The organism is Ruegeria sp. CDSC045, from assembly GCF_059610725.1.
Window position 1 is genome coordinate 755,148 of record NZ_JBXWOE010000001.1, and the last position, 23,191, is coordinate 778,338.

A 23,191-nucleotide genomic window follows, 5' to 3' on the forward strand; every position below is an offset into this window, starting at 1 on the left:
TGTGAAAACAATTTACATCTAACCCGGAGAGCACCAATGACCGCATTGACAGAACACGCCGTCCCTGAAAACCCGGGATGGCTCAGCCGCGCAGAGGCCTGGCTTGACGATAAAGGCAAAGGGGCCTGGATCGCTGCCATGGTCCTTGGCTTTATCTTTTTCTGGCCCGTCGGCCTGGCCCTTCTGGCCTACATGATCTGGAGCAAACGTATGTTCAACAAATCCTGCAGCCGTCGCAAATCCTGGCACAGCCACATGAGCGCAATGAAACCCTCGGGCAACAGCGCATTCGACGCCTACAAGTCCGACACTCTGGCTCGGCTGGAACGTGAGCAACAGGAATTCGAAGCGTTCCTGCATCGCCTGCGCGAAGCGAAAGACAAGGCCGAATTCGACCAGTTCATGGATGAACGCGTCCGCGAGAACCGCGAAAGCGATGAAACCGGCGATAACGCCTGATCGACCTTGCCCTGTTCCGACAATCGGGACAGGGTATTTGAAACATCTACCGGAATGACCCGTATGCACTCCTTGCCAGACCCGAACCGACAGCCCGAGTTTTACCAGTCCGTCACGACCAAACGGTTCCTGGCCTGGCTGTTCGATATCGCCTTTATTTCACTGCTTTGTACCGTCGCCATCGTCCTGACCCTCGGGCTCGGCGTACTGATACTCGCCCTGATTTATGCGGTGGTCAGTTTTGTCTATCGCGTCGTCACAATCGCCAACGGCTCGGCCACTCTAGGTATGCGTTTCATGGGGGTCGAACTGCGCGACGCTTTTGGTGAACGAATGGACACAGGTAAAGCGGTCGCACACACAGCCGGTTATTTTGTCAGCATGGCATTTCCGGTGCTGCAAATCATTTCAGTCATCATGATGCTGACCGGCGCGCGCGGCCAGGGCCTGACCGACACCCTTCTCGGCACGGTTATGATTAACCGTCGCGCTTAAAAGACTGTCGCGTGAATCACTTGGCGGCTCCGGGAACGGTTGTTATCATCCCGTTTCAGGAAACATAGGACATTCATGCGACACACGCTGCCAATCGCGCCGCAATTCTACGTTACGGCCCCTCAGCCTTGCCCTTATCTTGAGGGCAAGATGGAGCGTAAGCTGTTCACAGCCCTGCAAGGCGAAGGCGCGAATCAACTGAATGACTCCCTTTCCCAGCAAGGGTTTCGACGGTCTCAAAACGTCCTATACCGCCCTTCCTGCACCGATTGCGCCGCGTGTTTGTCCGCGCGGATCGACGTTTCGGCCTTTCAACCCAGCAAAAGCCAAAAACGCGCGGTCAGGCGGAACTCAGATCTGCGACGCCGGGCGAATTCCCCATGGGCAACCGACGAACAGTATGACCTGTTCCGCACCTATCTTGACACCCGACATGCGGATGGCGGCATGGCGGATATGGACGTCTTCGAATTTGCAGCCATGATCGAAGAGACCCCCATACGCAGTCGAGTGGTCGAATACTCAGACCCCGAATCCGGTAATCTGATCGCTGTCAGTTTGACCGATGTCTTGGATGACGGGCTGAGCATGGTCTATTCATTCTATAGCCCGGAACAGCCTCAGAATTCATTGGGCACGTACATGATCCTGGATCACATCGACATCGCTCGCGAGGCGGGTCTGCCCTATATCTATCTTGGCTACTGGGTGCCTGGCAGCCCGAAAATGGGATACAAATCCCGCTTTGCAGGGCTGGAAGTGTACAGTCAGGGCGAATGGAAACGGGTCAAGGATCCCTGTGACATTGCACATGACGGCCACCACCCGCTGTCCACCGCCCCCATCGCCGAACAGGTTGCCAGCATCCAACTGCCTGATCGTCACCCGACCAAAGGCTGAAACCTGATGCAACAAAGCCTCCACGCCGTTACGCTTGTCGTGCCGGATTACGATGATGCCATCGCCTTTTTCACGCATACACTCAGCTTTTCCCTGACGCAGGACATCGACTTGGGCGCTGGAAAAAGATGGGTCCGCGTAAGCCCACCCGGATCCACCGGGGGCTCACTTCTACTCGCCAGGGCCGTCGATGCAGATCAGAGAACCGCAATCGGCAACCAGACAGGTGGTCGGGTCGGCTTCTTTCTGGAAACAGACAATTTCGACCGCGACTATAAGGCCATGCTGGCCAAAGGCGTTCATTTCGAAGAAGCCCCGCGCCATGAACCCTATGGAACCGTAGCAGTCTGGCAGGACCCGTTCGGGAACAGATGGGATCTGATCCAATTCACCTGATCCGCATCTTCATCTGGCCAAAAATACCTCGGGGTTGAATTGACCGCAGGCCAAGAAGGGGCTGGCCCCTTCTACCGACAAACAAAGCAAAGGGGGCCCGCTGGCCCCCTTTTCATTTGAACACCTGATCTTTAATCAGTTCGGGATCAGATCCGGCACGATGGTCACAATCGCAGGGAAGAACCAAAGGATTCCGATACCTACCACCTGGATCAGCACAAACGGTACAATCCCACGATAGATGTGGCCGGTGGTCACTTCTTTCGGCGCGACCCCGCGCAGATAGAACAGCGCAAATCCAAAAGGTGGTGTCAGGAACGAGGTCTGCAGGTTCACCGCCACCATGATCGTCACCCATTTCGGATCAAAAGACCCGCCATAGATTACCGGGCCCACAATCGGGATCACGATGTAGATGATTTCCAGGAAATCCAGCACGAACCCAAGGAAGAACAGCACCAGCATCACGATCAGGAAGACCGTGAATTCATTGTCAAAACTCTTGAGGAACTGCTGGATATAGTGCTCACCGCCAAACGAGATCACCACAAGGTTCAGCAATTGAGACCCGATCAAAATGGTGAACACCATTGAGGTCACCTTGGCGGTTTCCCGCACCACCGGGGTCAGCACGCCGCTGGAATACAGAACCCAGCAGCCGAACAGCAAACCGAACAGGGCATACAGATAGGCCGCATAGGCTATGATGAAGGCAATCCAGGTTTCGGCCGAGGCGCTGCTCTGATTGATGCGCAGATCAAAATTGACCCCCATCAACAGGGCAATGACCACGGCGAAGGTGGCCCAGATGATGACCTTGCCGGACCGCTCCTGATCTTGCAGCTTGCGATAGGCCGCCAGCATGATCGCACCACCCGCGCCCAATGCCGCCGCCGGTGTTGGGTTGGTCACCCCGCCCAGGATCGACCCCAGCACCGCGATGATCAGAACCAGCGGAGGAAAGACCACCCGGATCAGATCATTGGTGGCACAGCGCGCCGCAGCCTCTTTGCAGCCATAGATGGCCAAGGCAAAGGGCAACGCCAGCATCACAAAGGTCAAACCTGACGACGTTGTTGGCGACACGAACAGAATATCGACAAGCAACATCAGGATCAGACCAATGGCCCCAAGGATCAGCGGCTGCGGCGACCGAGACGGCGCGATGCCCCGACCCATCACAATGGTCAGACCCAGCAACAGAACCATCACCGCAACACCCGTTCCAATCGGAGCGGCGTTGGCAATCTTCTCCTGCTGCGCGGTGGCAAGCTCTTCCTCGGTCAGACGAGTTGATTCTGCGGCACCACCTGCGTCATCAATGGCTGTTTGCTCGGCCACGGCCTGATCCCAAGCGGATTGACCATGCAGCTCGATCATCGAGGCTTTGCAGGTTTCGGAAACGTTGGTCCGCAGCGATGCGCCCTGCCCGATATCGGAGAAGGCCGAGACCGAGACGTTCTGGCTGCCGATAACCCCCAGATTGCCCAGCAGAACTGTCCCCACGATCAGCGCGACAGGCGCACCCAGCAACCAGGTGAAACCTTCTGAACGGGTAATGGGCTCTCCGCTGCCGCCGGTCATGGGCACCGCAGGCGCCTTATGCGGGTTGAGCAGCGCATAGCCAAAGGCATAAAGCGCATATAGCAGCGCCAACATGATCCCTGGCAGCAAGGCGGCCTGGAACAAAGTACCGACCGAGACAACCGCAGGCTCACCCAGATAGGTCAGTGCGTCCGTGCATCCTGCGTCAACCGCGCGGGTCTCTTGAGCCGTCGAATACAAGTCACCGGCCAGAGTTCCCAGCAAAACAATCACGATCGAGGGCGGAATGATCTGCCCCAGCGTTCCCGAAGCCGCGATGACACCTGTCGCCAATTCAGGCGAATAGTTGTTGCGCAGCATGGTTGGCAGCGCCAGCAAGCCCATGGTCACCACAGTCGCGCCCACGATCCCGGTTGAGGCCGCAAGAAACGCCCCCACAACCACAATCGAGACGGCCAGACCACCCGGCAACGGTCCAAAGACGCGCGCCATTGTGGTCAGCAGATCATTGGCGATCTTCGACCGTTCAAGCGTGATGCCCATCAGCACGAACATCAAAACCGCCAGAAGGGTTTCTATGGACTGACCGGCCAGAACACGCTCGTTCATGCGGTTCACGATGAACGACACGTTGCGGTCCAGCGCGGTTTCCCAGCCCGAGACAAAAACAGGCTCGGCAATCCTTGGTAAGTCCGGGAAGCGGAACACTGATATGGTATCGGGTTTAACCCCGGTGCTGACCAGATCCCGATACGCCGCAGAGCCGGTGTCGATCGCCTGATGGATCAGCAGCCCTGCGCTGTCCAATGCGGCAATGATGCCGAATGAAATCACCCCTGCTCCGCCGATGGCGAAGGCCACCGGAAAACCGGATAGAATACCTCCGAAGAGGCAGAAAAATACGATAATGAGGCCTATCTCGACGCCATCAAGTCCGAATAGCATTGTCTGGTTCTCCGTCCCTAATGCGCGCCTTCGTAGGCTTCTTCACCCTCGCCAAGGCTGTCCTTGTCGAGGTATTTTCCAACACTTTCCGGGCCTTCCACATATTCCAGATACGAGCGGTACAGGAATGCAATCGCGTGTAGGAACACCATCGCTGCGAAGGCGATTAGTAGGATCTTGAACAGGAAATAGCCGTTGAATCCGTTGGGGCTGAACCCGATGGTTTCCACGTTCCAGCGCAGCGCGCGGGACTTGGCCACCAGCCGGTCCAAAGTATCACTGGCCGAGGGCTTCGGCACGATCAGATGCCGCCACATGAAGTACCAGCCATACATCCAGGTCAGCACCGCCATCGGCATCATGAACAGTACAGCACCACACATGTCGACCACACGTTTGGCGCGGTGGCTGATGCCGGCATAGATCAGGTCAACGCGGACATGGCCGCCCTGTACAAAGGTGTAGGTGCAGCACAGGCACACGACCATGGCGTTATACAGTTTCAGCTCTTCCGCGAACCAGCTGATATCCATCTGAAACGGGATACCCAGCCCAAAGGACATATCCGGGCGGGTAAAGACCCGCTGCATGAACACGATGATGATCTGCTGAACCACCATCAAGAGGCCTGCCCAGGCGAAGAAACGCCCCGTCGTGTTGGCAAAGCCTTCAAGCCCGCGCACCATCGCCCACATGAAGTTGCGGTAGTACAGACCAATGGCCGTCAACACCAGAAACAGCGTGAAAACCACAAAGAAGAACTCGACCGACCCGCCGTAATAGACAAAGCGCATGACTGCTTCTTTGTCCGACCAGTCCAGCCAGAGTTGCGGATGCGTGATGGCGTATCCGAAATTAATGAAGGCTTCGGCAATGCTCTGAATGAACCATATCAGTCCATTCCACAGGGCGCCGAAGAACGAGATACCGTTTTCGTCCTGCATGTTGTCCCCAGGTCGCGTCAGTTGCACATTTGAGAGTTACAGTTTGTCCGACCGTCAGATGCGCAACGGGAAAGGCTCCCCCGACATGCGGGGGAACCGATTTCAAAGATCGAAGTGACTTAGCCGCGAACGCGGTCGCGCTGCGAGGTGTAGACACCTGACGACAGATTGTTCCAGGCCGAAGACGCGGCCATGGATTCCATCGCGCTGTCGTGGATGCGCTTGAACAGCTCGTCGCCCATGTTTTCGTCCAGGACTTCCTGGCTTGCGGCACCAAACGCGTCCCAAACGCTGTCCGGGAACTCCATGACCTTGACGCCACCTGCCTGCAGACGCTGCAGCGCCGCGCCGTTGTTGGCCAGGAATTGCGCCAGGTTCCACTGATGGCATTCACCTGCGGCGATCTCGATGATCTTCTGCTGCGAGGCAGACAGGCTGTCATAGACCTCGCGGTTGGTTGCCAGCGAAAGACCCGCACCCGGCTCATGGAAGCCCGCGGTGTAGTATGTCTTGGTGATTTCCTGGAAACCGGCTTTTTCGTCAGCCCACGGACCGATCCACTCGGTTCCGTCGATCGCGCCGGATGACAGCGCCTGATACACTTCGGAGCCCGGAATGTTCTGTACGGATGCGCCCAGTTTACCCAGAGCTTTACCGCCCAGCCCCGGCATGCGGAACTTCAGGCCGTTGAAATCTTCGGGGCTGTTGATCTCTTTCGAGTACCAGCCACCCGCCTGCGCACCGGTGTTACCAGCCAGGAAGGATTTCAGGCCAAAGATTTCGCCCAGCTCGTCATGTAGTTCCATACCACCGGCATGGTAGTACCAGTTCACCAGTTCCTGGGCGGTCATACCAAACGGAACAGCGGTAAAGAATGCATAGCCCGGATGCTGACCCACAAAATAATAGTCTGCCGCGTGGTACATATCGGCCTGACCGGATGATACCGCGTCAAACACTTCGAACGCGCCAACCAGCTCACCGGCTGCTTTGATCTCAACGTTCAGGTTGCCGTCCGACATGGTGGTGATGCTGTCGGCGCAACGCTGCGCGCTGTCGAACACACCTGCAAGGCCACGGCCCCAGGATGTGACCATGGTCAGCGTGCGCTTGCCCTGTGCATAGGCCGGTGCCGCCAGCGTGGTCGCTGCAGCAGCCGAGCCGCCCAGTGCGGATGTTTTCAGAAATGAACGACGGTCCATATGAGTGATCCTCCCCTTCATAATCATGACCCGGATTGTCCGGGCCTGTCGTATTCAACAGCGGCAAGACTAGTCACAAGGAAGTGAAAGGGAATACCTACTACTGCGTAGAAACGCGGCTTTCTGCGCGAATTGCACAGGCAATAACGGTCCAATCATAGCAAAACAGGGATTTTTGGTGCCGTTTTCCCGCCAGACGCCCAATCTTTTTGCAATTTTGCTGTGGCTTGCGTATCGATTCGTCCATGCAAAGACTTCGACAACTGGTCTCGTTGACCTATGCTCAAAAGCTGTCGCTGGTGGCGGCGATCCCGCTGGTCGTGGCGGTGGCCGCGATTGCGGTGATGGTTGCCTATGAGGCGCGCGCCACTGCCGAGCGCGAAATTGAAGCACTGGAACGCTCTTTGATTCAGGCCAAGAAGGAAGAGCTGCGCAACTATGTGACTCAGGCGCGCAATGGGTTTGCCTATATCTACGGGCGCGCGGCTCCGGATGACACCGCCGCCAAAACTCAGGTCGCGCAAATCCTGTCGGCCATGATCTATGGGCAGGACGGGTTCTTTTTCGTCTATGACTATGACGGCACCAATCTGGTCAGCCCCCGTCAGACTGAGTTCATCAACCGAAATTGGGAGGGTCTGACCGACAGCGACGGCACACCGGTGGTGAATGAGTTCATTCGCCTTGCTCGTCAGGGTGCGGGTTGGCACAGCTTTATGTGGCAAAAGCCCTCGACCGGGGAAGAAGCGCAGATGATCGCCTATGTCGTCGGCCTTCAGGATTGGCGCTGGGTTGTGGGCACCGGCGTGTTCATCGACGACATCGTTGCCGCCGTTGCCAGCGCCCGGGCCGAGGTTGAAGCGCGCGTGCAGCGTACCTTTATGTATATCGGTGCCATTGTTCTGGCCGCTGTTCTGATTGTCTTTGCCTCAGGCATGTTGCTCAACATCCGCGAAAGACGTCTGGCCGATGCCAAGCTGAAACAGCTGACCCAGCGGGTATTCGACGCGCAAGAGGAAGAGCGCGGCCGTGTGGCACGCGAGCTTCATGACGGGATCAGTCAGATCCTTGTGGGCGTGCGCTTTGCGTTGGACAACGCCCGCCGTCGCCTGTCGCGCGGCGATGATGTGGGCGCGCATGATCCACTGGACAAGGGGATCGAGCATCTGGGAACGGCCATCAGCGAGGTCCGCCGCATCAGTCGCGACTTGCGCCCCGGCGTGCTGGACGATTTGGGCCTCGGCCCCGCGCTTGAGGCTCTGACAGATGATTTCCGCGAGAGAACCGGGATCGAGACCGATTTCTCGACCGTTGTTTTCCGCAACCGGCTGGATCAGGATAGCAAGATCGCCCTCTACCGCATCGCCCAAGAGGCCCTGACCAATATCGAACGCCATTCCGGAGCCACCCATGTCACCATCGATCTGCGCGGGCACAAGAAAGGCGCAACCATGCGAATAACCGACAATGGCCGCGGTTTGCGCAACTCTCCGGGTCGGGGCAGTACCGGGATTGGGTTGCGCAATATGCAGGAACGGATCGAGCAACTTGACGGATCGCTGCGTATTCTGTCATCACGCGGCCACCGCAGCGGCACAGTGATCGAGGTCAGCTTGCCACTCAGCCACCTGTTGCCGCCACAGGAAGATGCAACTCCGAACCGAAAGGCCGGTACATGAGCGACCAGACGATCCGGGTCCTGATTGTCGACGATCATCCAATGGTGGCCGAGGGGATCCAGTCGATCCTCGAAAGCTATGACGACATCACCGTGGTCGGGACACTCAGCAGCGGAAAGAAAGCGGTTGATCAGGTTGCGGATCTGAAGCCTGACGTCATCCTGATGGACCTAAACATGCCCGGGCTAAGCGGTCTGAGCGCAACTGAGATCATCCTTGAACGCATACCGGACACCTGCATTTTGATCCTGTCCATGCATGACAGCCCCGAATATATTTCGACTGCTCTCAGCCACGGTGCAAAAGGGTACGTGCTCAAGGACGTCCCAACGGATGAAATCAAAAAGGCCATCGACGCCGTCATGCGGGGTGAACAATATTTGTGCACGGGCGCAAGCGGTTCCCTCAAACCCAAAGGCGACACAACGCGCGAGGCTTTGACCGGGCGCGAGCAGACGATCTTGCTGGAGCTGGCACAAGGGAAATCGAACAAGGAAGTCGCCCATACGCTTGATATCTCAGTGCGAACGGTCGAGACCCATCGCAAGAACATCAAACGAAAATTGGGCATATCCTCAACTGCCGGCCTGACCCGCTATGCGCTGGAGCACGGCGTTCTACAGGGCACCAGCCCAGGGTTCTGATCCCGTAGCGCGGCACGCGCTGCTCGGCCTAGCCTCCGCAGGCAGGCGGGCAACGGGCGAGAGCACTCTTAGTTACCGTCAATCCAGAAGGGCGTCACGCCGGACTCCTTCCTTGTCATGGTGATGCTGAAGAACACGCCCATATAACTGACGGGTCCGTTCCACCCCACCGCACATGCCTTCGGTTTCGACAAAAGAAAAGATCCCGACATATCGTCTGCGCTCTCCTTTCACGGGAGCGACCCGGTGCAAGGAATAGCGCCCTTTGAAAATCTGCAGATCCCCTGGGTTCAACACCAACTGGTGCACCCGTTTCCGATCACCGTCCAGTACTGCAGAAACAGCCGCGAAATTCTCATCCTCGGCGCTTCGCAGGTTGGGGGCATATTCGAATTCACCACCGAATTCTCCATTCTGAATGGCTAGCGTCACGGTGTAGTTGTTGGTGTCAAAATGCCAGGGAAACCCCTGCCCTTCTTCGACCACGTTGATGATGACATCAGCCAAAGGATCATCGTAGCGAAAGAACCGGTCTTCGGACTCGTTCAATGCCGTTCGAATGAAAGGTAAAAAACCAGCGAACTCATAAATACGTCGCAGCGGTCCGGATTTGGAAAAACTGTCCGCTGGCACAAAGGCATTCGACCGATCATAAAATCGACGCACCGGATGGCTTGGCGCCAATGCCGGGTCGTCTTTGGTGAAATACGCATTCGTTCGGCTAAATGACCTATGTGCACCTACGGCAGTCTTATCGGCTTCTTTCAGCAAACGCGCCACGCCATCCTCGTGTACGAAACCTGGAAGAACAGCACAGCCGTCCCGATCCAGCTCGCGCCTCAGATCACCTATCAGCTGCTCATATGCCCATGAACCGGGGCGGTCTATCGGGTATCGCCCGAGATCAACCAGATCCTGCAACATGTTCGGCCTCCCTCGCCACTGCAATTAAGTCCAGCGTGACTCAGCCTAAAATCACGATCATGCCCGTTTCGGACATCGGCATGACGCATTTCGACACTTCCGTGCCACTCGCCAAGCATTGCAAAGGGGTGAAAATCCCGAAAGTTCCGAACATGCGTCAAAATGCGCAATAAAATGTCGCAAAATACCACCCAGAAGTTAGAAAATTGGTGCAATTGCCTGTTGACGCCCCTTTCCACCGCCCATAATGTCCAACCCACGCAAAAAGGAGCCTCTGGCGATGAGAACGCTAGTCGTAATCGTAGGAACCACGCGCATGGGCCGGTAACGGTAAACCATAATCGAACCCATGCGCCTCCGAAAATCTCGGGGGCTTTTTTTATGCGAAACGCAAGACACATGTCGCCAATGGAGCAAAGCAGATGACACGTGAGATGACCGGCGCAAAGATGGTAGTTCAGGCCCTCAAGGATCAGGGCGTGGACACGGTATTCGGATACCCCGGCGGCGCCGTGCTACCGATCTATGACGAGATCTTTCTGCAAAACGACATTCGCCACATTCTGGTGCGTCACGAACAGGGTGCGGTTCACGCCGCCGAAGGCTATGCCCGCTCGACCGGCAAGCCCGGCGTTGCGCTTGTGACCTCGGGCCCCGGCGCTACCAATGCGGTGACCGGGCTGACCGATGCGCTTCTGGACTCGATCCCGATTGTTGTTCTGACCGGACAGGTTCCGACCTTCATGATCGGCTCGGACGCCTTTCAGGAGGCTGATACCATTGGCATCACCCGCCCCTGCACCAAACATAACTGGCTGGTAAAGGACACGAATTCGCTGTCCGATACCCTGCACGAGGCGTTCCATGTCGCCACCTCGGGCCGTCCTGGCCCGGTCCTGATCGACATTCCCAAGGACGTTCAGTTTGCGTCCGGAGAATACAGCGCACCGAAACCATCTACCTCACACTATCAACCTGTTCTGAAAGGCGATCTGGAAGAGATCACCGAGTTGGTTGCTGCGATTGAAACCGCGAAAAAGCCAGTGTTTTACACTGGTGGCGGCGTCATCAATTCGGGCCCGGCAGCCAGCCAGTTGCTGCGGGAACTGGTAGACGCAACAGATTTCCCGATCACTTCGACCTTGATGGGTCTGGGCGCCTATCCGGCGTCTGGCAGGAATTGGCTGGGCATGCTGGGCATGCACGGGTTGTATGAGGCCAATCTGGCGATGCATGATTGCGATCTGATGATCAATATCGGCGCTCGTTTTGATGACCGCATCACTGGACGGATCGACGCGTTCTCGCCCGATTCCAAAAAAGCGCATATCGACATCGACCCGTCTTCGATCAACAAGGTGATCCGCGTTGATATCCCGATTGTTGGCGATGTGGCCCACGTGCTTGAGGACATCCTCAAGGTCTGGAAATCGCGCGGTCGCAAGACCAACACCGCAGCTATTGCGAAATGGCAGGAACAGATCGGCGAATGGCGCAAGGTGAACTGCCTTGCCTATACCAACAGCGAAAAGACCATCAAACCGCAATACGCGCTGCAACGCCTTGAAGAACTGACCAAAAAACATGACCGTTACATCACGACCGAGGTTGGCCAACACCAGATGTGGGCCGCTCAATACCTTGGCTTCGAAGATCCCAACCGCTGGATGACCTCAGGTGGTCTGGGCACAATGGGTTACGGATTCCCGGCCTCGATCGGTGTTCAGATGGCACATCCCGACGCGCTGGTGATCAACGTGGCCGGTGAGGCCTCGTGGCTGATGAACATGCAGGAAATGGGCACCGCTACGCAGTATCGCCTGCCGGTGAAGCAGTTCATCCTGAACAACGAACGCTTGGGCATGGTGCGCCAGTGGCAGGAACTGCTGCATGGCGAACGGTATTCGCATTCCTGGTCCGAAGCGCTGCCTGATTTCGTCAAGCTCGCCGAGGCGTTTGGCGCCAAGGGTATCTTGTGTTCTGACCCCGCCGATCTGGACGATGCGATCATGGAGATGATCAACTATGACGGCCCCGTGATCTTCGACTGTCTGGTCGAAAAGCACGAGAACTGCTTCCCCATGATCCCGTCGGGCAAGGCCCATAACGAGATGCTGCTGGGCGAGGCCGAGACGCAGGGCGTGATCGATAGCAAAGGTTCGGTTCTGGTATGACAGCGCAGATGATCAGTTTTGACGCAACGCGCTTCCAGCCTACGCCGGACGAGTTGAACGAAGAAGCTGATGATTTCATTAATCCTGATGTGTTTGGCAAGGAACTCAGCATCTTTCTGAGTGAAGAGCTTGCCGCATCCGGGTTTGAGGTTTCCTTCGCCTGTGCCGAGGACTGGGGATGGTATCACGAAATTGATCACGACGAGCCGTTTGCCCTGGTTTTCGGCTGCTCAAACTATGGTGATGGCCATCTGGTTCAGTTCTCACCAAAGACCGAGCATGTGAGAAAGATGTTCAAGAAATACCACGCAGCCCCCAAGGTGGATGCATTGCGTGGCGCAATTTGGAAAATTCTGGAGAATGCCGAAGGTGTATCGAACCTTCGCTACGAAGAGGACTAGCTCAGCATGTCTGCCCTACATATCAAAAAAGGCTCCACCCGCCATTCGGCCTATAACCTACGACCCACGTTTTCCGACGTACAGGAACGCCATACCATCGCAGTTCTGGTCGAGAATGAACCGGGGGTTCTAGCCCGCGTCATCGGCCTGTTCTCGGGCCGTGGTTATAACATCGAAAGCCTGACCGTCGCCGAGGTGGACCATACCGGCCACCTCAGCCGCATCACCATCGTCACCACCGGCACCCCGCAGGTGATCGAACAGATCAAGGCACAGCTGGGCCGGATCGTATCGGTGCGCGACGTGCATGATCTGACGGTCGAAGGCGCGTCGGTCGAGCGGGAATTGGCCATCATCAAGGTGGTCGGCGACGGCGACAAGCGGGTCGAGGCGCTGCGTCTGGCCGATATTTTTCGCGCCAATGTCGTGGACAGCACGTTGAATTCGTTCATTTTTGAGATCACTGGCGCACCTGACAAGATCGACGCCTTTGCCGATCTGATGCGCCCGCTGGGTCTGATCGAAATCGCCCGAACCGGCGTTGCAGCCCTGTTGCGCGGCGATTGACCAAAACTGCCCCGCCGGCGCATCCAGTTGGCGGCGGGGTATCGGCAATACCCAATTTGCAAGATCACAATACGCCAAACGTGAACATCAACGTCACATTTGCCTAAAAAGTTTAAGCTAAATCAGAATTAACCTATTGCGTCTGTGCATCATCGCGTTAGCCTTCAAGGGTAGCGCGGCGTTGGGATGCGTCCGCTGGGTCATCTGTACGATTTCAGACAGCGCCTGGTTTGTTGGCCAGTTGTGTCGCGGTTATTCGGAATACACACAAGTACCGGGACGAAAATGACGAACGACAGCCGCAGCCCCGACGACCTACGCAGGATGTTCGGCGCCAATCTGCGAACTCTTGCTGGACAATATAATTCAGTTTCCGAACTGTGCCGCCAGCTTGGAGTGAACCGAACTCAGTTCAATCGCTATCTTGGCGGCGAAAGCTTTCCCCGACCCGATGTCCTTGACCGAATATGCCGCTTTTTTGATGTTGATGCTCGGATTTTGCTCCATCCCTTGGATCAGATTGACCAACCGTCCAAGCACCCGGCTGCGGTCGCCCTGACCGAGTTTCTGGGGTCCACCCCAGCCACCCTGACTGAAATACTGTTTCCCGGCGGATTCTATTATGCGACCGAGACAGAGCTTGATGGCACAAAACCCCTGAGACACAGGCTTTTTCACGCCCGGAGGTTACCGCAATGTACTTTGGTTAGAGGGTTTGAACCAATTTCCGAGACACCCGGAGCATCAGTCGCAGAGCGCGAAGTCCAGGGTATCGTGGCCTGTGCCGGGCGGCAGATTTATATGCTCATGTCCTGTCGTGCGTCTCAGAAAAGCAGGATCTATCTGGTGACACGTGGAATTGAAAATCAAACAAACTGTTGGCGCGGTGTCGCAATTTGCCTGTCAAAAACTACAGCTACCGCAACGACGACACGGCGGATATTGCTCAGACATCTAGGGGACGACACCTCGACAGTCCTGGCCGCCGCGCGCATTGCACGCCGACCAGAAGCCATGGCCCGCGCTTGACGACGATCCTGCCGTGTTAACCCGCACTTTCCCCGCCCTGAGAGATCAGCCAGTAAAGGTGCCAACTGGCGTGCCCCAATAGCGGCAGTACGATCAACAAGCCGAAAAACCAGGGAATCATTGCGGCAAACGTCAGAACCGCAATCAGCGCGCCCCACCCCAGCATCAATCTGCGGTTTGCGGCCACATAGCTATAGCTGGCAATCATTGCGGTCACAAAATCCAGCTCTCGGTCCAAAAGCATCGGAATTGAAAGCACCGTGATCATGTAGAGGATGGTCACAAAAATCGCGCCAACAGCTGTTCCAACCGCCAACATCGTCAACCCGTTTGATGTAAGGAACACCTCAAGGGACGAAGACACATTGGTCATGGTCGATAGCCCCATAAAAAGGGCAAAGATCATGTGGCCAAGAAAGAACCAGAACAGAAACATCACAACGATGATGGCGCAGATCGAAGGTAACTGACGGCGGCTTTGACCCAGGATTACGCCAAATATGGCCCGAGAATCCAAACCTTCACCCTCTTGAATGCGCCGCGATACCTCATACAGCCCCACCATGGCAAAGGGGCCCAGCATCGGGAAACCGATTGCGGCCAAAATCAGCCAATAGGTCGTTCCGGTCGTGAGAGTGACCCAAACCATCAGCCAGCCCATCAATACATAGAACCCGGAAAAGAGCAGCCCAAAGAGCGGAGCGCGGCGAAAATCGCTCCAGCCTCGCCTTAGGGCCTCGTGCAGCATTTCGACATCTACCCGCCCCATGTTCGGAACACCAAACTGTTTGTCCACGGCTTTTATCCTTCGTATCCGGTCGATTTTCACGCGGGTCGTTTTTGCGGCCAACTGGTGACAGTATGATATGCAGATCCGATGGCCAAAATACGAGAATCCGCTCCGCGCGGACCAAAGATCTGCATCCCCATCGGCAAGCCTTCGGATCCAAATCCAACAGGAACCGAGAGGCAAGGCAGTCCGATCAGGCTGACCGGCACCACGACCTGCATCCAACGGTGATAGGTATCCATCCGGGTGCCGTTGATTTCGGTGGGAAATGCAAGCTGCAAGTCGAATGGCCAGACCTGGGCCGACGGCAGGATAAGCGCATCATAGTCCTGGAAAACTTCGGTCGCACGTCGGAACCACTCGGTTCGCACAACACTGGCACGATGGACCTGCATCGCTGTCAGCGCCAGACCACGGTCCAGTTCCCATTGCGCAGTATCCTTCAGTGACGCGCGGTGTTCTGTCAGAGACGCAAGACCGGCGGCCACGCTCCACGAACGCAATGTAATCCAGCTATTCCACATCTGGTCTGCGTCAAAGGGTGGTGTGAGGGGTTCGACCTTGGCCCCGAGTTGAGTGAACACCTCGAGCGCGTCACAGCATACCTCGCGGATACCAGGTTCGAATGGAAAGGCTCCGCCCCAGTCATCCAACCACCCGATACGCATTCCGGTCAGGTCTGCGGGTTGGACCGGAGACACGCTTTCCCCCGGATGGCCCAAAGGTTGGGACGGATGAGTGCCGCTGATCACATCAAGCAATAGACCAATATCTTCGGGGCTCCGCGCCATCGGGCCCAATGTAGAAATCTGGTGCAAGTACCCGTCACCGTCGGGTTCGTTTGGCACCCGCCCCCAACTGGGCCTGAAGCCATAGACGTTGTTCCATGCCGCAGGGTTGCGCAGGCTGCCCATCATGTCAGACCCATCGGCCAGCGCCACCATGCCAGACGCCAGCGCGACTGCTGCTCCACCGGATGAACCGCCGCAGGTACGCTCGGGGTCATATGGGTTGCATGTGACGCCATATACTGGATTGAACGTATGTGAGCCCAATCCGAATTCCGGAGTATTGGTTTTACCGATCAGGATTGCCCCGGCCTCTTTCATCCGCTGGGCTAACAGATCGTCTGTTTCCGGAATGAACCCATTCAGGATTGGTGATCCTTGGGACGAAACGACGCCCGCAACATTCACCAAGTCTTTGACGGCAATCGGCAGACCATGCAGCGGACCACGGTTTGGTCCGGAATCAACAGCACGGGCCTCGGCCATCAAATCATCAGGATCACGCATCGCCACGATTGCATTCAGGCGCTCGTTCACTGCGCCGATCCGCTCTAGCGTCAGTTGCATCAGCTCAGCCGCCGATAAACGCCCAGAGGACAATGCACTCAACAATTCGGCTGCTGTTATTTGGCCTAGATCCATCCCTGGGCTCCACCTTTTTGGTCAGCCTAGCCGGAGCGTATCCTCATTTAAACCCTCAGTTTGAATGCATCTTTTTAGCAAAGACCACCCGAGGTCACTTGGATCGAGACTCAAAATGCAAATTGCTGTCGTGCCCAAGAAAGTGTTTTACGCACAATAGGATGGAAAGGACGCTTAACACAAGCCAGATCCCGCCCCACATCATGGTTGTGCCGCCGAATTCTTGGGCCAGCATGTAGGCATCCGAGCGGACACCCGAGCGCCGGATCGTGTCATCAAAGATATCATAAGGCACATAGATCACGCTGGTCAGCCCGATCACGCGTAAAGCCAGATCACAGATCGGCCGACTTAGATAGAACGCCATGCCGATCATTACCGCCCCAACACCTGCACAAAACGCCATGGCAAAGGGATCGCGGACATAAAGCGCTGTTACCAACAGCATCACTCCGCCAAATCCACCCAGCACCGCCCGGTCCCAATGCGTGCGCAATGCAATCAGCAACAACCCCATCCCTAGCGCCAGCGACCCGAGATAACCGGCGGACAGGCTGAAGAACCTTTGCCCACCACGCGCTGTGACAAGACCACCCTGCTGCGGTGAGATCGAGAAGCTCTCGACCGAACCACCGGTTAGGACGACGGTTATCGCGTGCGACAGCTCGTGCAGGAAAACGATGAGTAGCTTCAGAGGCACCACAACCGGCGTAGACCAGAACACAAACACCAAAGCGACAAGCGCAATCAGTTGCCAATGTCCTTTGATCAGCTTCATCATGGGCATCGAACGCGCTGCTATCAGCCCTCGCCCTGTGCTTCGGAGCGGCTTTTTCCGGCCACGTTCAAGGCCAGTGTGGCGGCCATGAACCCGTCAAGATCCCCATCCAAAACCCCCTTGGTATCCGAGGTTTCATGGTTGGTCCTCAGGTCCTTGACCATCTGGTAGGGCTGCAGAACATACGACCGGATCTGGTTGCCCCAACCCGCATCGCCCTTGGCCTCGTGGGCTGCGTTGATGTCAGCATTGCGGCGGTCCAGCTCTTGCTGGTACAGGCGGGATTTCAGCGCTTTCATCGCAATATCACGGTTCTGGTGCTGGGATTTCACGGATGATGTAACAACGATCCCGGTCGGGATATGCGTGATCCGCACGGCCGAGTCTGTCGTGTTCACGTGCTGGCCTCCTGCCCCCGAGGACCGGTAGGTGTCGATGCGAATCTCGGACGGGTTGACCTCGATCTCGATATTGTCGTCCACCACCGGGTAAACCCAGACCGAACTGAACGATGTATGCCGTTTGGCCGCCGAGTCATAAGGTGAAATTCGCACCAGCCGATGCACGCCGCTTTCGGATTTCAGCCAGCCATAGGCGTTGTGGCCAGAAATTTTGTACGCCGCAGATTTAATACCCGCCTCTTCGCCCGAGGTCTCGGATTGCAGCTCGACCGTATAGCCCTTTTTCTCGGCCCAGCGGACATACATCCGCGCCAGCATCGAAGCCCAGTCGCAGCTTTCGGTGCCGCCTGCGCCCGAATTGATCTCGAGGAAGGTGTCGTTGCCGTCGGCCTCTCCGTCCAGCAGCGCCTCAAGCTCTTTCTTGGCGGCTTTGGCTTTTAGCTTTCTGATCGCCTCTTCCGCGTCGGTGACGACCTCTTCGTCCTCTTCCATCTCGCCCAGTTCGATCAATTCCATATTATCGCTGAGGTCGGTTTTGATGGATTCATAGATTTCAATAGCATCGACCAGCATCTGCCGCTCGCGCATCAGTTTTTGCGCATTCTCGGGGTTGTCCCACAGGTTGGGATCCTCAACCCGGGCATTGAATTCCTCAAGGCGATGGGGTGCGGTTTCATAGTCCATGCGCTGCGCCAGCAGCTCTAGCGACTTTTCAATTTCCGCCACGGTATTCTGGGTTTCGGCGCGCATGGTTACGTCCCAACTTGCTCAATCAGGCCTGCGTGATAGCAAGAGCGTGGGGCCACCACAAGACAGCGGAGACCTGAATGCATATTGTTCCGGGTGATATCATGGATTGCTGGGGATTATGCCGTGCCACACTGATCGCCGAAGCCCAGCATGCGTTAGTCTGGAAAGTTCACGCGCGGGATTATGGGCCGGCCGCGCTAAAGCTATACCACCGCGCAGATCGCGGGAACGAAGCTGCTTCGACCGGGCTTTTGTCGCTCTGGCGGGATCGTGGCGCGGTTGCCATTTATGCCGAAGCGGGCAAAGCCGTATTGATGGAGTGGTTGGAGGGTCCGACACTGGGTGACATCGCGCGTGACGGAAACGCTGAAAGCGCGCTGCAGGTTTTCTCGGAGATGGCCCACCGCCTTCACCAAAAGCCCACGGTTGCGTTCGACGAGCTGCGACCATTGCACGAGGTATTCAATCCACTGTTTGACTGCACGTTTGCCCGCGATTGCCCCGACGCGCTACAACGCGATGTGATCCGCGCAACGGAACTGGCATCAAACCTTCTGACGAGCCAACCGCAGGTGGTGCCGCTGCATGGTGACCTTCACACCGATAACGTAATTCAAACGCCTTCAGGGGCACGGGTAATTGATGCAAAGGGGTATCTGGGCGATCCTGCTTTTGAACTTGCAAACGCATTGCGGCACCCCAAAGGCATGCCCGATCTGGTTCGCAGCCGCGACCAGATCGAACGTTGCCTCCAGCTTTACTCCGGAGCGTTAGGTGTGTCGCGGAAACGTCTTGCCCAATGGGCCGCTGCAAAAGGTGCGCTATCCATCATGTGGCGCGGCCATGGGATAGTTTCAGCTGCGCCCGAGGCAACGCTCTTGAATCTGTTGTTGCGCGCGGCGGATCAGTAAAGCCCGCCGCCCTGCAAATCGCCCTGGCTGGCATTTGGGCCAACGGTGATGGTGTCGCCGGTCGACGTGGTCACCTGACGACCCGAGCTGTTGACCTCTTCAAACAGCGGCAGGTCGGAACCCATCGCAAAACCACCGTCATAGATGCGGTCGATAAAGCCGTCGGCGCCATCGCGGAAATACTCGGCCACGACAAAGTCTCCGGACGCATCAGAGGGCAAGCGTGCACCGCTGAATCGGTCAATTTTGATAAAGTGACCACCCGGTGGCACCTCGAACGGACCTCCGCCGTATTTCTCGACAGCTGTCTCCATGAAGCTTTGGAACACGGGACCGCACAAAGTGCCGCCATAAGCGCCCCGGCCCATCGGGCGCGGACGGTCGTAGCCGATATAGCAGCCAGCAACGATGTTCGAAGTAAAGCCGATGAACCAGGCGTCTTTGGATTCATTGGTTGTCCCGGTTTTCCCAGCGGTGGGCACCGGCAGATTGACAACACGGGATGCCGTGCCACGATCCACGACACCTTTCATCATCGACGTCAGCTGATAAGCGGTGATCGCATCCATGACCTGACTGCGGTTTGTCTCGATCGTGGGGGATTCATCAGGTTCCAGCCAGGCCGAATTACAATCCAGGCACTGGCGGTCATCGTGCCGATAGATTGTCTTGCCGAACCGATCCTGAATACGGTCAACCAGAGTGGGTTCAACCCGCTCGCCGCCATTTGCGAACATCGCATAGGCCGCAACCATCTTGTACAACGTCGTCTCTTCGGACCCCAGCGAGTTGGCCAGGAAAGCACCCATCCGGTCATAAACGCCAAAGCGTTCCGCGTATCCGGCAACCACCGGCATCGTGACTTCTTGCGCCAGACGGATGGTCATCAGGTTCCGCGACTGTTCAATCCCGGTACGCAATGGCGTCGGCCCGTAGAATTTGTTGGTCGAATTCTTGGGTCGCCACAGGCCCTGCGGTGTGTTCACTTCGATCGGAGCGTCGACCACAATGGTCGCAGGGCTATACCCGCTGTCCAACGCAGCGGCATAGACGAAAGGCTTAAAGCTTGATCCAGGCTGGCGCTGTGCCTGTGTGGCGCGGTTAAAAACCGAATCCTGATACGAGAATCCGCCCTGCATCGCCAAAACCCGGCCCGAGTTCACATCCATCGCAACAAAGCCGCCCTGAACCTCGGGGACCTGACGGGCGGACCATTGGCCTTCTTCCCCGGCCATCACCAGAATGACGTCACCGCGTTTGAAGTTGTCGAAGAAGCTGCCCTGCATCCACTTGATGTCCGAGCGCGGGATGATGCCGTCAGCCGGACCATTTTCAATGCCGACGGTCAGGGCCTGCTCACCGACATCCAGTACTACTGCGGGATACCACTGCGTTGGCAGAACCACATCACGGGGGATTTCCAAAATCGCCAAGGCCTCACGCCACTGCACCTCATCCGCCAGTATTTCTTCGGCGATCACTTCGTCGGTCCCGTGCCATTTTCCACGAGACCGGTCGTATTTCTGCAGCGCCTCGCGCAGGGCGTGCGCGGCTTTGACTTGCATTTCCTCGTCCACAGAGGCGCGGACAGTAAAACCACCTGTGAAGAACTCGCCCTCGCCGAAATCTTCGCTCAGCTGGCGGCGGATTTCGTCGGTGAAGTAATCCCGCGGCGGTAAGGCGGTGCGGAAACTTTCGAAATCACCATTCTGGACAGACCGCAAAGGCATCTCAACCTCGGCCTCATAGGTCGCCGTGTCGATATAACCGTTTTGGTTCATCTCGCGCAGCACATAATTGCGCCGGTTCACAAGGCGTTCTTTCTGCCGAACCGGGTGATAATCCGACGGCGCCTTGGGCATAGCTGCCAAAGTGGCGGCCTCATGCGGAGCCAATTCCTGAAGGGTCTTGTTGAAATAGGTTTGCGCTGCTGCGGTTACACCATACGAGTTCTGGCCCAGAAAAATCTCGTTCATGTACAGTTCTAGGATCTGTTCCTTATCCAGCGTATTCTCAAGCCGTGTGGCCAGGATGATCTCTTTGATCTTGCGCTCGGCCCGACGGTCCCCCGACAACAGGAAGTTCTTCATTACCTGCTGTGTGATCGTCGATGCACCCCGTACATTCTCGCCTTTGGATTTCACTGCCTCGACACCAGCGGCAATAATCCCGCGCGGATCATAGCCCTTATGGTTATAGAAATTCTTGTCTTCGGCCGAAATAAAGGCCTGCTTAACCAGTTCGGGGATTTCTTCTGACGGGGTGAACAGACGGCGTTCCTGCGCAAATTCGTCGATCAGCTGACCCTCGCCAGAATAAATCCGGCTGATCGTGGGCGGTTTGTACTGCGCCAGGGATTCGTGACTGGGCAGGTCGCGCCCATACATCCAGAACACCGCGCCGATAACCAGCGCAGCCATAAAAATACCCAGGGTCACGAGGCTGAATATCGCCCCGAAAATCGAAAGAATGAAACGGATCACGTTACTGCCTTTTGCTCGCGGTGCCGCCTATATAGTGTCGCACCTGTGCAGGGTCAAAACACCATGGCCAATAATAGCCGGTTTGCGCCACGGGGTCACTGTCCAATCAGGGATCGTTTTACCATATCGTCCTGGCGCCATTTCTCTAGCCCATCCCGAATACCGCGCGCCATTCCCATGCGCCATTCCTGATTTCGTATGTTTTTCAAATCTCTAGGGCTGGAAAGGAAGCCAAGCTCAATCAGAACGGAAGGAATATCCGCTGCCTTCAGAACCGAAAATGAGGCGGTGCGAATTGGCTTGTTGTTCATCGGACCGCCCTGTTGCGTCATTCCATTCGCCAGCATTTGTGCCAACGCATCCGTACGCGGCCTGGTTTCCTGACGCGCAAGGTCCAGCAGAACATCTGCAACCTGATCATCCGCACCGCTCAGATCGACGCCCGAAATCAAATCACTGCGGTCGTGCCGCTCGGCCAGTTTGTGGCTTGCCACATCCGAGGCATCTTGCGACAGCGTGTAAACGGCCGCGCCATGAGCCCGCCCTTCTGTCAGAATGTCGGCATGTAAAGAGATGAACACATCTGCACCTGCACGGTGTGCCAATGCAATACGACGTTCAAGAGAAACGAACTGATCATCGGTCCGCGTCATCTCAACCTCGTATCCGCCCGTGCGCAATAGCATCTCGCGCAGCTCTCGGGCAAAGGTCAGCATCAGCGTTTTCTCATCATCACCGTCAACTTCGGCGCCGGGATCAATTCCTCCATGCCCGGGGTCCAACATGACACGCAAAGTTCCGTTGCCCTGCCCCACCGGAGCGACCGATGTCTCTGCTGGTTCGGGCAAATCCCAGCCGGTTTGCCGGGGCGTTCCGGCGCTGGCTGCGAAACTGTCGAAATCTGTCCCTTGCAGCCCAAGCGTCAAATGCGCGGCCCCAGTCGCAGAGTCCACTCGCATATCCGCCGTCTCAACCGCCAGAGGCGCGCCCAGTTCGAGTACCATGCGGGACCAGCCCGGTACATAAGAGCCGAACTGCACACCGCTGATACGGCCAGTCTGTAGAAAGCGGTCACGATCAAGACCGGTCCAGTCTACCTCCTGGAAATCCAGGATCATCCGATACGGGTCGCGCAGGGTAAAAACGCGATAAGGCACCCCCTGGCTAAGCCCAAGCTGGATGCTTACACCGGACCGCCCGTCATCAACAATCGAACTTTGGTCTGGCAAAACACGGGCGAGTGCGCTGAAATCCTGCGCAACTGCGGTACTGCCTAGCGCCCAGATCAGCGCGATGGCGTAGATAATTCTGCTCATGGCCTCAAGTTTTCCCGAGATCGATTGA

The 23,191-nt window shown here is 56.7% G+C and carries 21 protein-coding genes; 11 read left to right on the forward strand and 10 right to left on the reverse strand.

Translation table 11 applies throughout. The features are described 5' to 3' along the window. Positions 1-36: 36 nt before the first annotated feature. The 4 genes from AC2FH6_RS03780 (at position 37) to AC2FH6_RS03795 (ending at position 2,250) form a co-directional block, all read left to right on the forward strand. Positions 37-459, forward strand: coding sequence for a DUF2852 domain-containing protein (locus tag AC2FH6_RS03780; protein ID WP_142633305.1), 423 nt, complete (start codon positions 37-39; stop codon positions 457-459). Positions 460-522: 63 nt separating this feature from the next. Then, positions 523-954 carry an RDD family protein gene (locus AC2FH6_RS03785; RefSeq protein WP_142635100.1) on the forward strand — a complete coding sequence of 144 codons (432 nt, stop codon included), beginning with the start codon at positions 523-525 and terminating at the stop codon, positions 952-954. Between the two features lie 75 nt (positions 955-1,029). Continuing rightward, positions 1,030-1,854: an arginyltransferase gene (locus tag AC2FH6_RS03790; protein ID WP_496701250.1), complete on the forward strand. Its 825-nt coding sequence runs from the start codon at positions 1,030-1,032 to the stop codon at positions 1,852-1,854. Positions 1,855-1,860: 6 nt separating this feature from the next. Beyond that, positions 1,861-2,250 (forward strand): VOC family protein, encoded by a 390-nt coding sequence (locus AC2FH6_RS03795; RefSeq protein WP_496701252.1) that lies wholly within the window; start codon positions 1,861-1,863, stop codon positions 2,248-2,250. Between the two features lie 135 nt (positions 2,251-2,385). On the opposite strand, the gene AC2FH6_RS03800 is transcribed toward AC2FH6_RS03795, so the two are convergent. From AC2FH6_RS03800 to AC2FH6_RS03810, 3 genes are all read right to left on the reverse strand, one after another. After that, positions 2,386-4,740 carry a TRAP transporter large permease gene (locus AC2FH6_RS03800; RefSeq protein WP_142633299.1) on the reverse strand — a complete coding sequence of 785 codons (2,355 nt, stop codon included), beginning with the start codon at positions 4,738-4,740 and terminating at the stop codon, positions 2,386-2,388. Positions 4,741-4,757: 17 nt separating this feature from the next. Then, positions 4,758-5,684 (reverse strand): TRAP transporter small permease subunit, encoded by a 927-nt coding sequence (locus tag AC2FH6_RS03805; protein WP_496691092.1) that lies wholly within the window; start codon positions 5,682-5,684, stop codon positions 4,758-4,760. A 119-nt stretch (positions 5,685-5,803) separates the two neighbouring features. Further along, complete coding sequence (locus tag AC2FH6_RS03810; protein WP_142633295.1) at positions 5,804-6,886, reverse strand: TRAP transporter substrate-binding protein; 1,083 nt, start codon at positions 6,884-6,886, stop codon at positions 5,804-5,806. Positions 6,887-7,131: 245 nt separating this feature from the next. Between AC2FH6_RS03810 and AC2FH6_RS03815 the strand changes: the two genes are divergently transcribed. Together AC2FH6_RS03815 and AC2FH6_RS03820 are read left to right on the forward strand one after the other, a co-directional pair. Next, a complete protein-coding gene (locus tag AC2FH6_RS03815) occupies positions 7,132-8,565 on the forward strand; it encodes a cache domain-containing protein (protein ID WP_142633292.1) in 1,434 nt (477 codons plus the stop codon). Continuing rightward, positions 8,562-9,209, forward strand: a complete 648-nt coding sequence (locus AC2FH6_RS03820; RefSeq protein WP_281994485.1) for a response regulator transcription factor — start codon at positions 8,562-8,564, stop codon at positions 9,207-9,209. Before AC2FH6_RS03815 ends, AC2FH6_RS03820 begins: the two co-directional genes overlap by 4 nt. A gap of 78 nt (positions 9,210-9,287) precedes the next feature. On the opposite strand, the gene AC2FH6_RS03825 is transcribed toward AC2FH6_RS03820, so the two are convergent. Next, positions 9,288-10,133 carry a HalD/BesD family halogenase gene (locus AC2FH6_RS03825; protein ID WP_496701255.1) on the reverse strand — a complete coding sequence of 282 codons (846 nt, stop codon included), beginning with the start codon at positions 10,131-10,133 and terminating at the stop codon, positions 9,288-9,290. Positions 10,134-10,555: 422 nt separating this feature from the next. On the opposite strand from AC2FH6_RS03825, the gene AC2FH6_RS03830 reads away from it, so the two are divergent. From AC2FH6_RS03830 to AC2FH6_RS03845, 4 genes are all read left to right on the forward strand, one after another. Then, positions 10,556-12,307, forward strand: coding sequence for an acetolactate synthase 3 large subunit (locus AC2FH6_RS03830; protein ID WP_496688368.1), 1,752 nt, complete (start codon positions 10,556-10,558; stop codon positions 12,305-12,307). 8 nt (positions 12,308-12,315) lie between these two features. Then, positions 12,316-12,708: a hypothetical protein gene (locus tag AC2FH6_RS03835; protein WP_142633284.1), complete on the forward strand. Its 393-nt coding sequence runs from the start codon at positions 12,316-12,318 to the stop codon at positions 12,706-12,708. A gap of 6 nt (positions 12,709-12,714) precedes the next feature. Next, the gene (gene ilvN / locus AC2FH6_RS03840) at positions 12,715-13,275 is read left to right on the forward strand and encodes an acetolactate synthase small subunit (protein ID WP_142633282.1); all 561 of its coding nucleotides are present in this window, start codon (positions 12,715-12,717) and stop codon (positions 13,273-13,275) included. 324 nt (positions 13,276-13,599) lie between these two features. Further along, complete coding sequence (locus AC2FH6_RS03845; RefSeq protein WP_281994994.1) at positions 13,600-14,304, forward strand: helix-turn-helix domain-containing protein; 705 nt, start codon at positions 13,600-13,602, stop codon at positions 14,302-14,304. A 16-nt stretch (positions 14,305-14,320) separates the two neighbouring features. Here AC2FH6_RS03845 and AC2FH6_RS03850 read toward each other — a convergent pair whose 3' ends face one another. From AC2FH6_RS03850 to prfB, 4 genes are all read right to left on the reverse strand, one after another. Further along, complete coding sequence (locus AC2FH6_RS03850; protein ID WP_496695758.1) at positions 14,321-15,100, reverse strand: DUF2189 domain-containing protein; 780 nt, start codon at positions 15,098-15,100, stop codon at positions 14,321-14,323. Positions 15,101-15,129: 29 nt separating this feature from the next. Continuing rightward, positions 15,130-16,524, reverse strand: a complete 1,395-nt coding sequence (locus AC2FH6_RS03855; protein WP_496701258.1) for an amidase — start codon at positions 16,522-16,524, stop codon at positions 15,130-15,132. 94 nt (positions 16,525-16,618) lie between these two features. After that, complete coding sequence (locus AC2FH6_RS03860) at positions 16,619-17,311, reverse strand: M50 family metallopeptidase (protein ID WP_496701260.1); 693 nt, start codon at positions 17,309-17,311, stop codon at positions 16,619-16,621. Between the two features lie 14 nt (positions 17,312-17,325). Continuing rightward, entirely contained in the window at positions 17,326-18,453 is a 1,128-nt protein-coding gene (gene prfB, locus AC2FH6_RS03865) for a peptide chain release factor 2 (protein ID WP_142633271.1), read from the reverse strand. Between the two features lie 77 nt (positions 18,454-18,530). On the opposite strand from prfB, the gene AC2FH6_RS03870 reads away from it, so the two are divergent. Then, positions 18,531-19,364, forward strand: a complete 834-nt coding sequence (locus AC2FH6_RS03870) for an aminoglycoside phosphotransferase family protein (RefSeq protein ID WP_496701261.1) — start codon at positions 18,531-18,533, stop codon at positions 19,362-19,364. On the opposite strand, the gene AC2FH6_RS03875 is transcribed toward AC2FH6_RS03870, so the two are convergent. Continuing rightward, positions 19,358-21,847 (reverse strand): penicillin-binding protein 1A, encoded by a 2,490-nt coding sequence (locus tag AC2FH6_RS03875; RefSeq protein WP_496701263.1) that lies wholly within the window; start codon positions 21,845-21,847, stop codon positions 19,358-19,360. The genes AC2FH6_RS03870 and AC2FH6_RS03875 overlap by 7 nt on opposite strands. A 95-nt stretch (positions 21,848-21,942) precedes the next feature. Continuing rightward, on the reverse strand, positions 21,943-23,163 hold the full coding sequence (locus tag AC2FH6_RS03880) for an N-acetylmuramoyl-L-alanine amidase (RefSeq protein WP_496676059.1): 1,221 nt from the start codon (positions 23,161-23,163) through the stop codon (positions 21,943-21,945). Between the last annotated feature and the right edge of the window lie 28 nt (positions 23,164-23,191).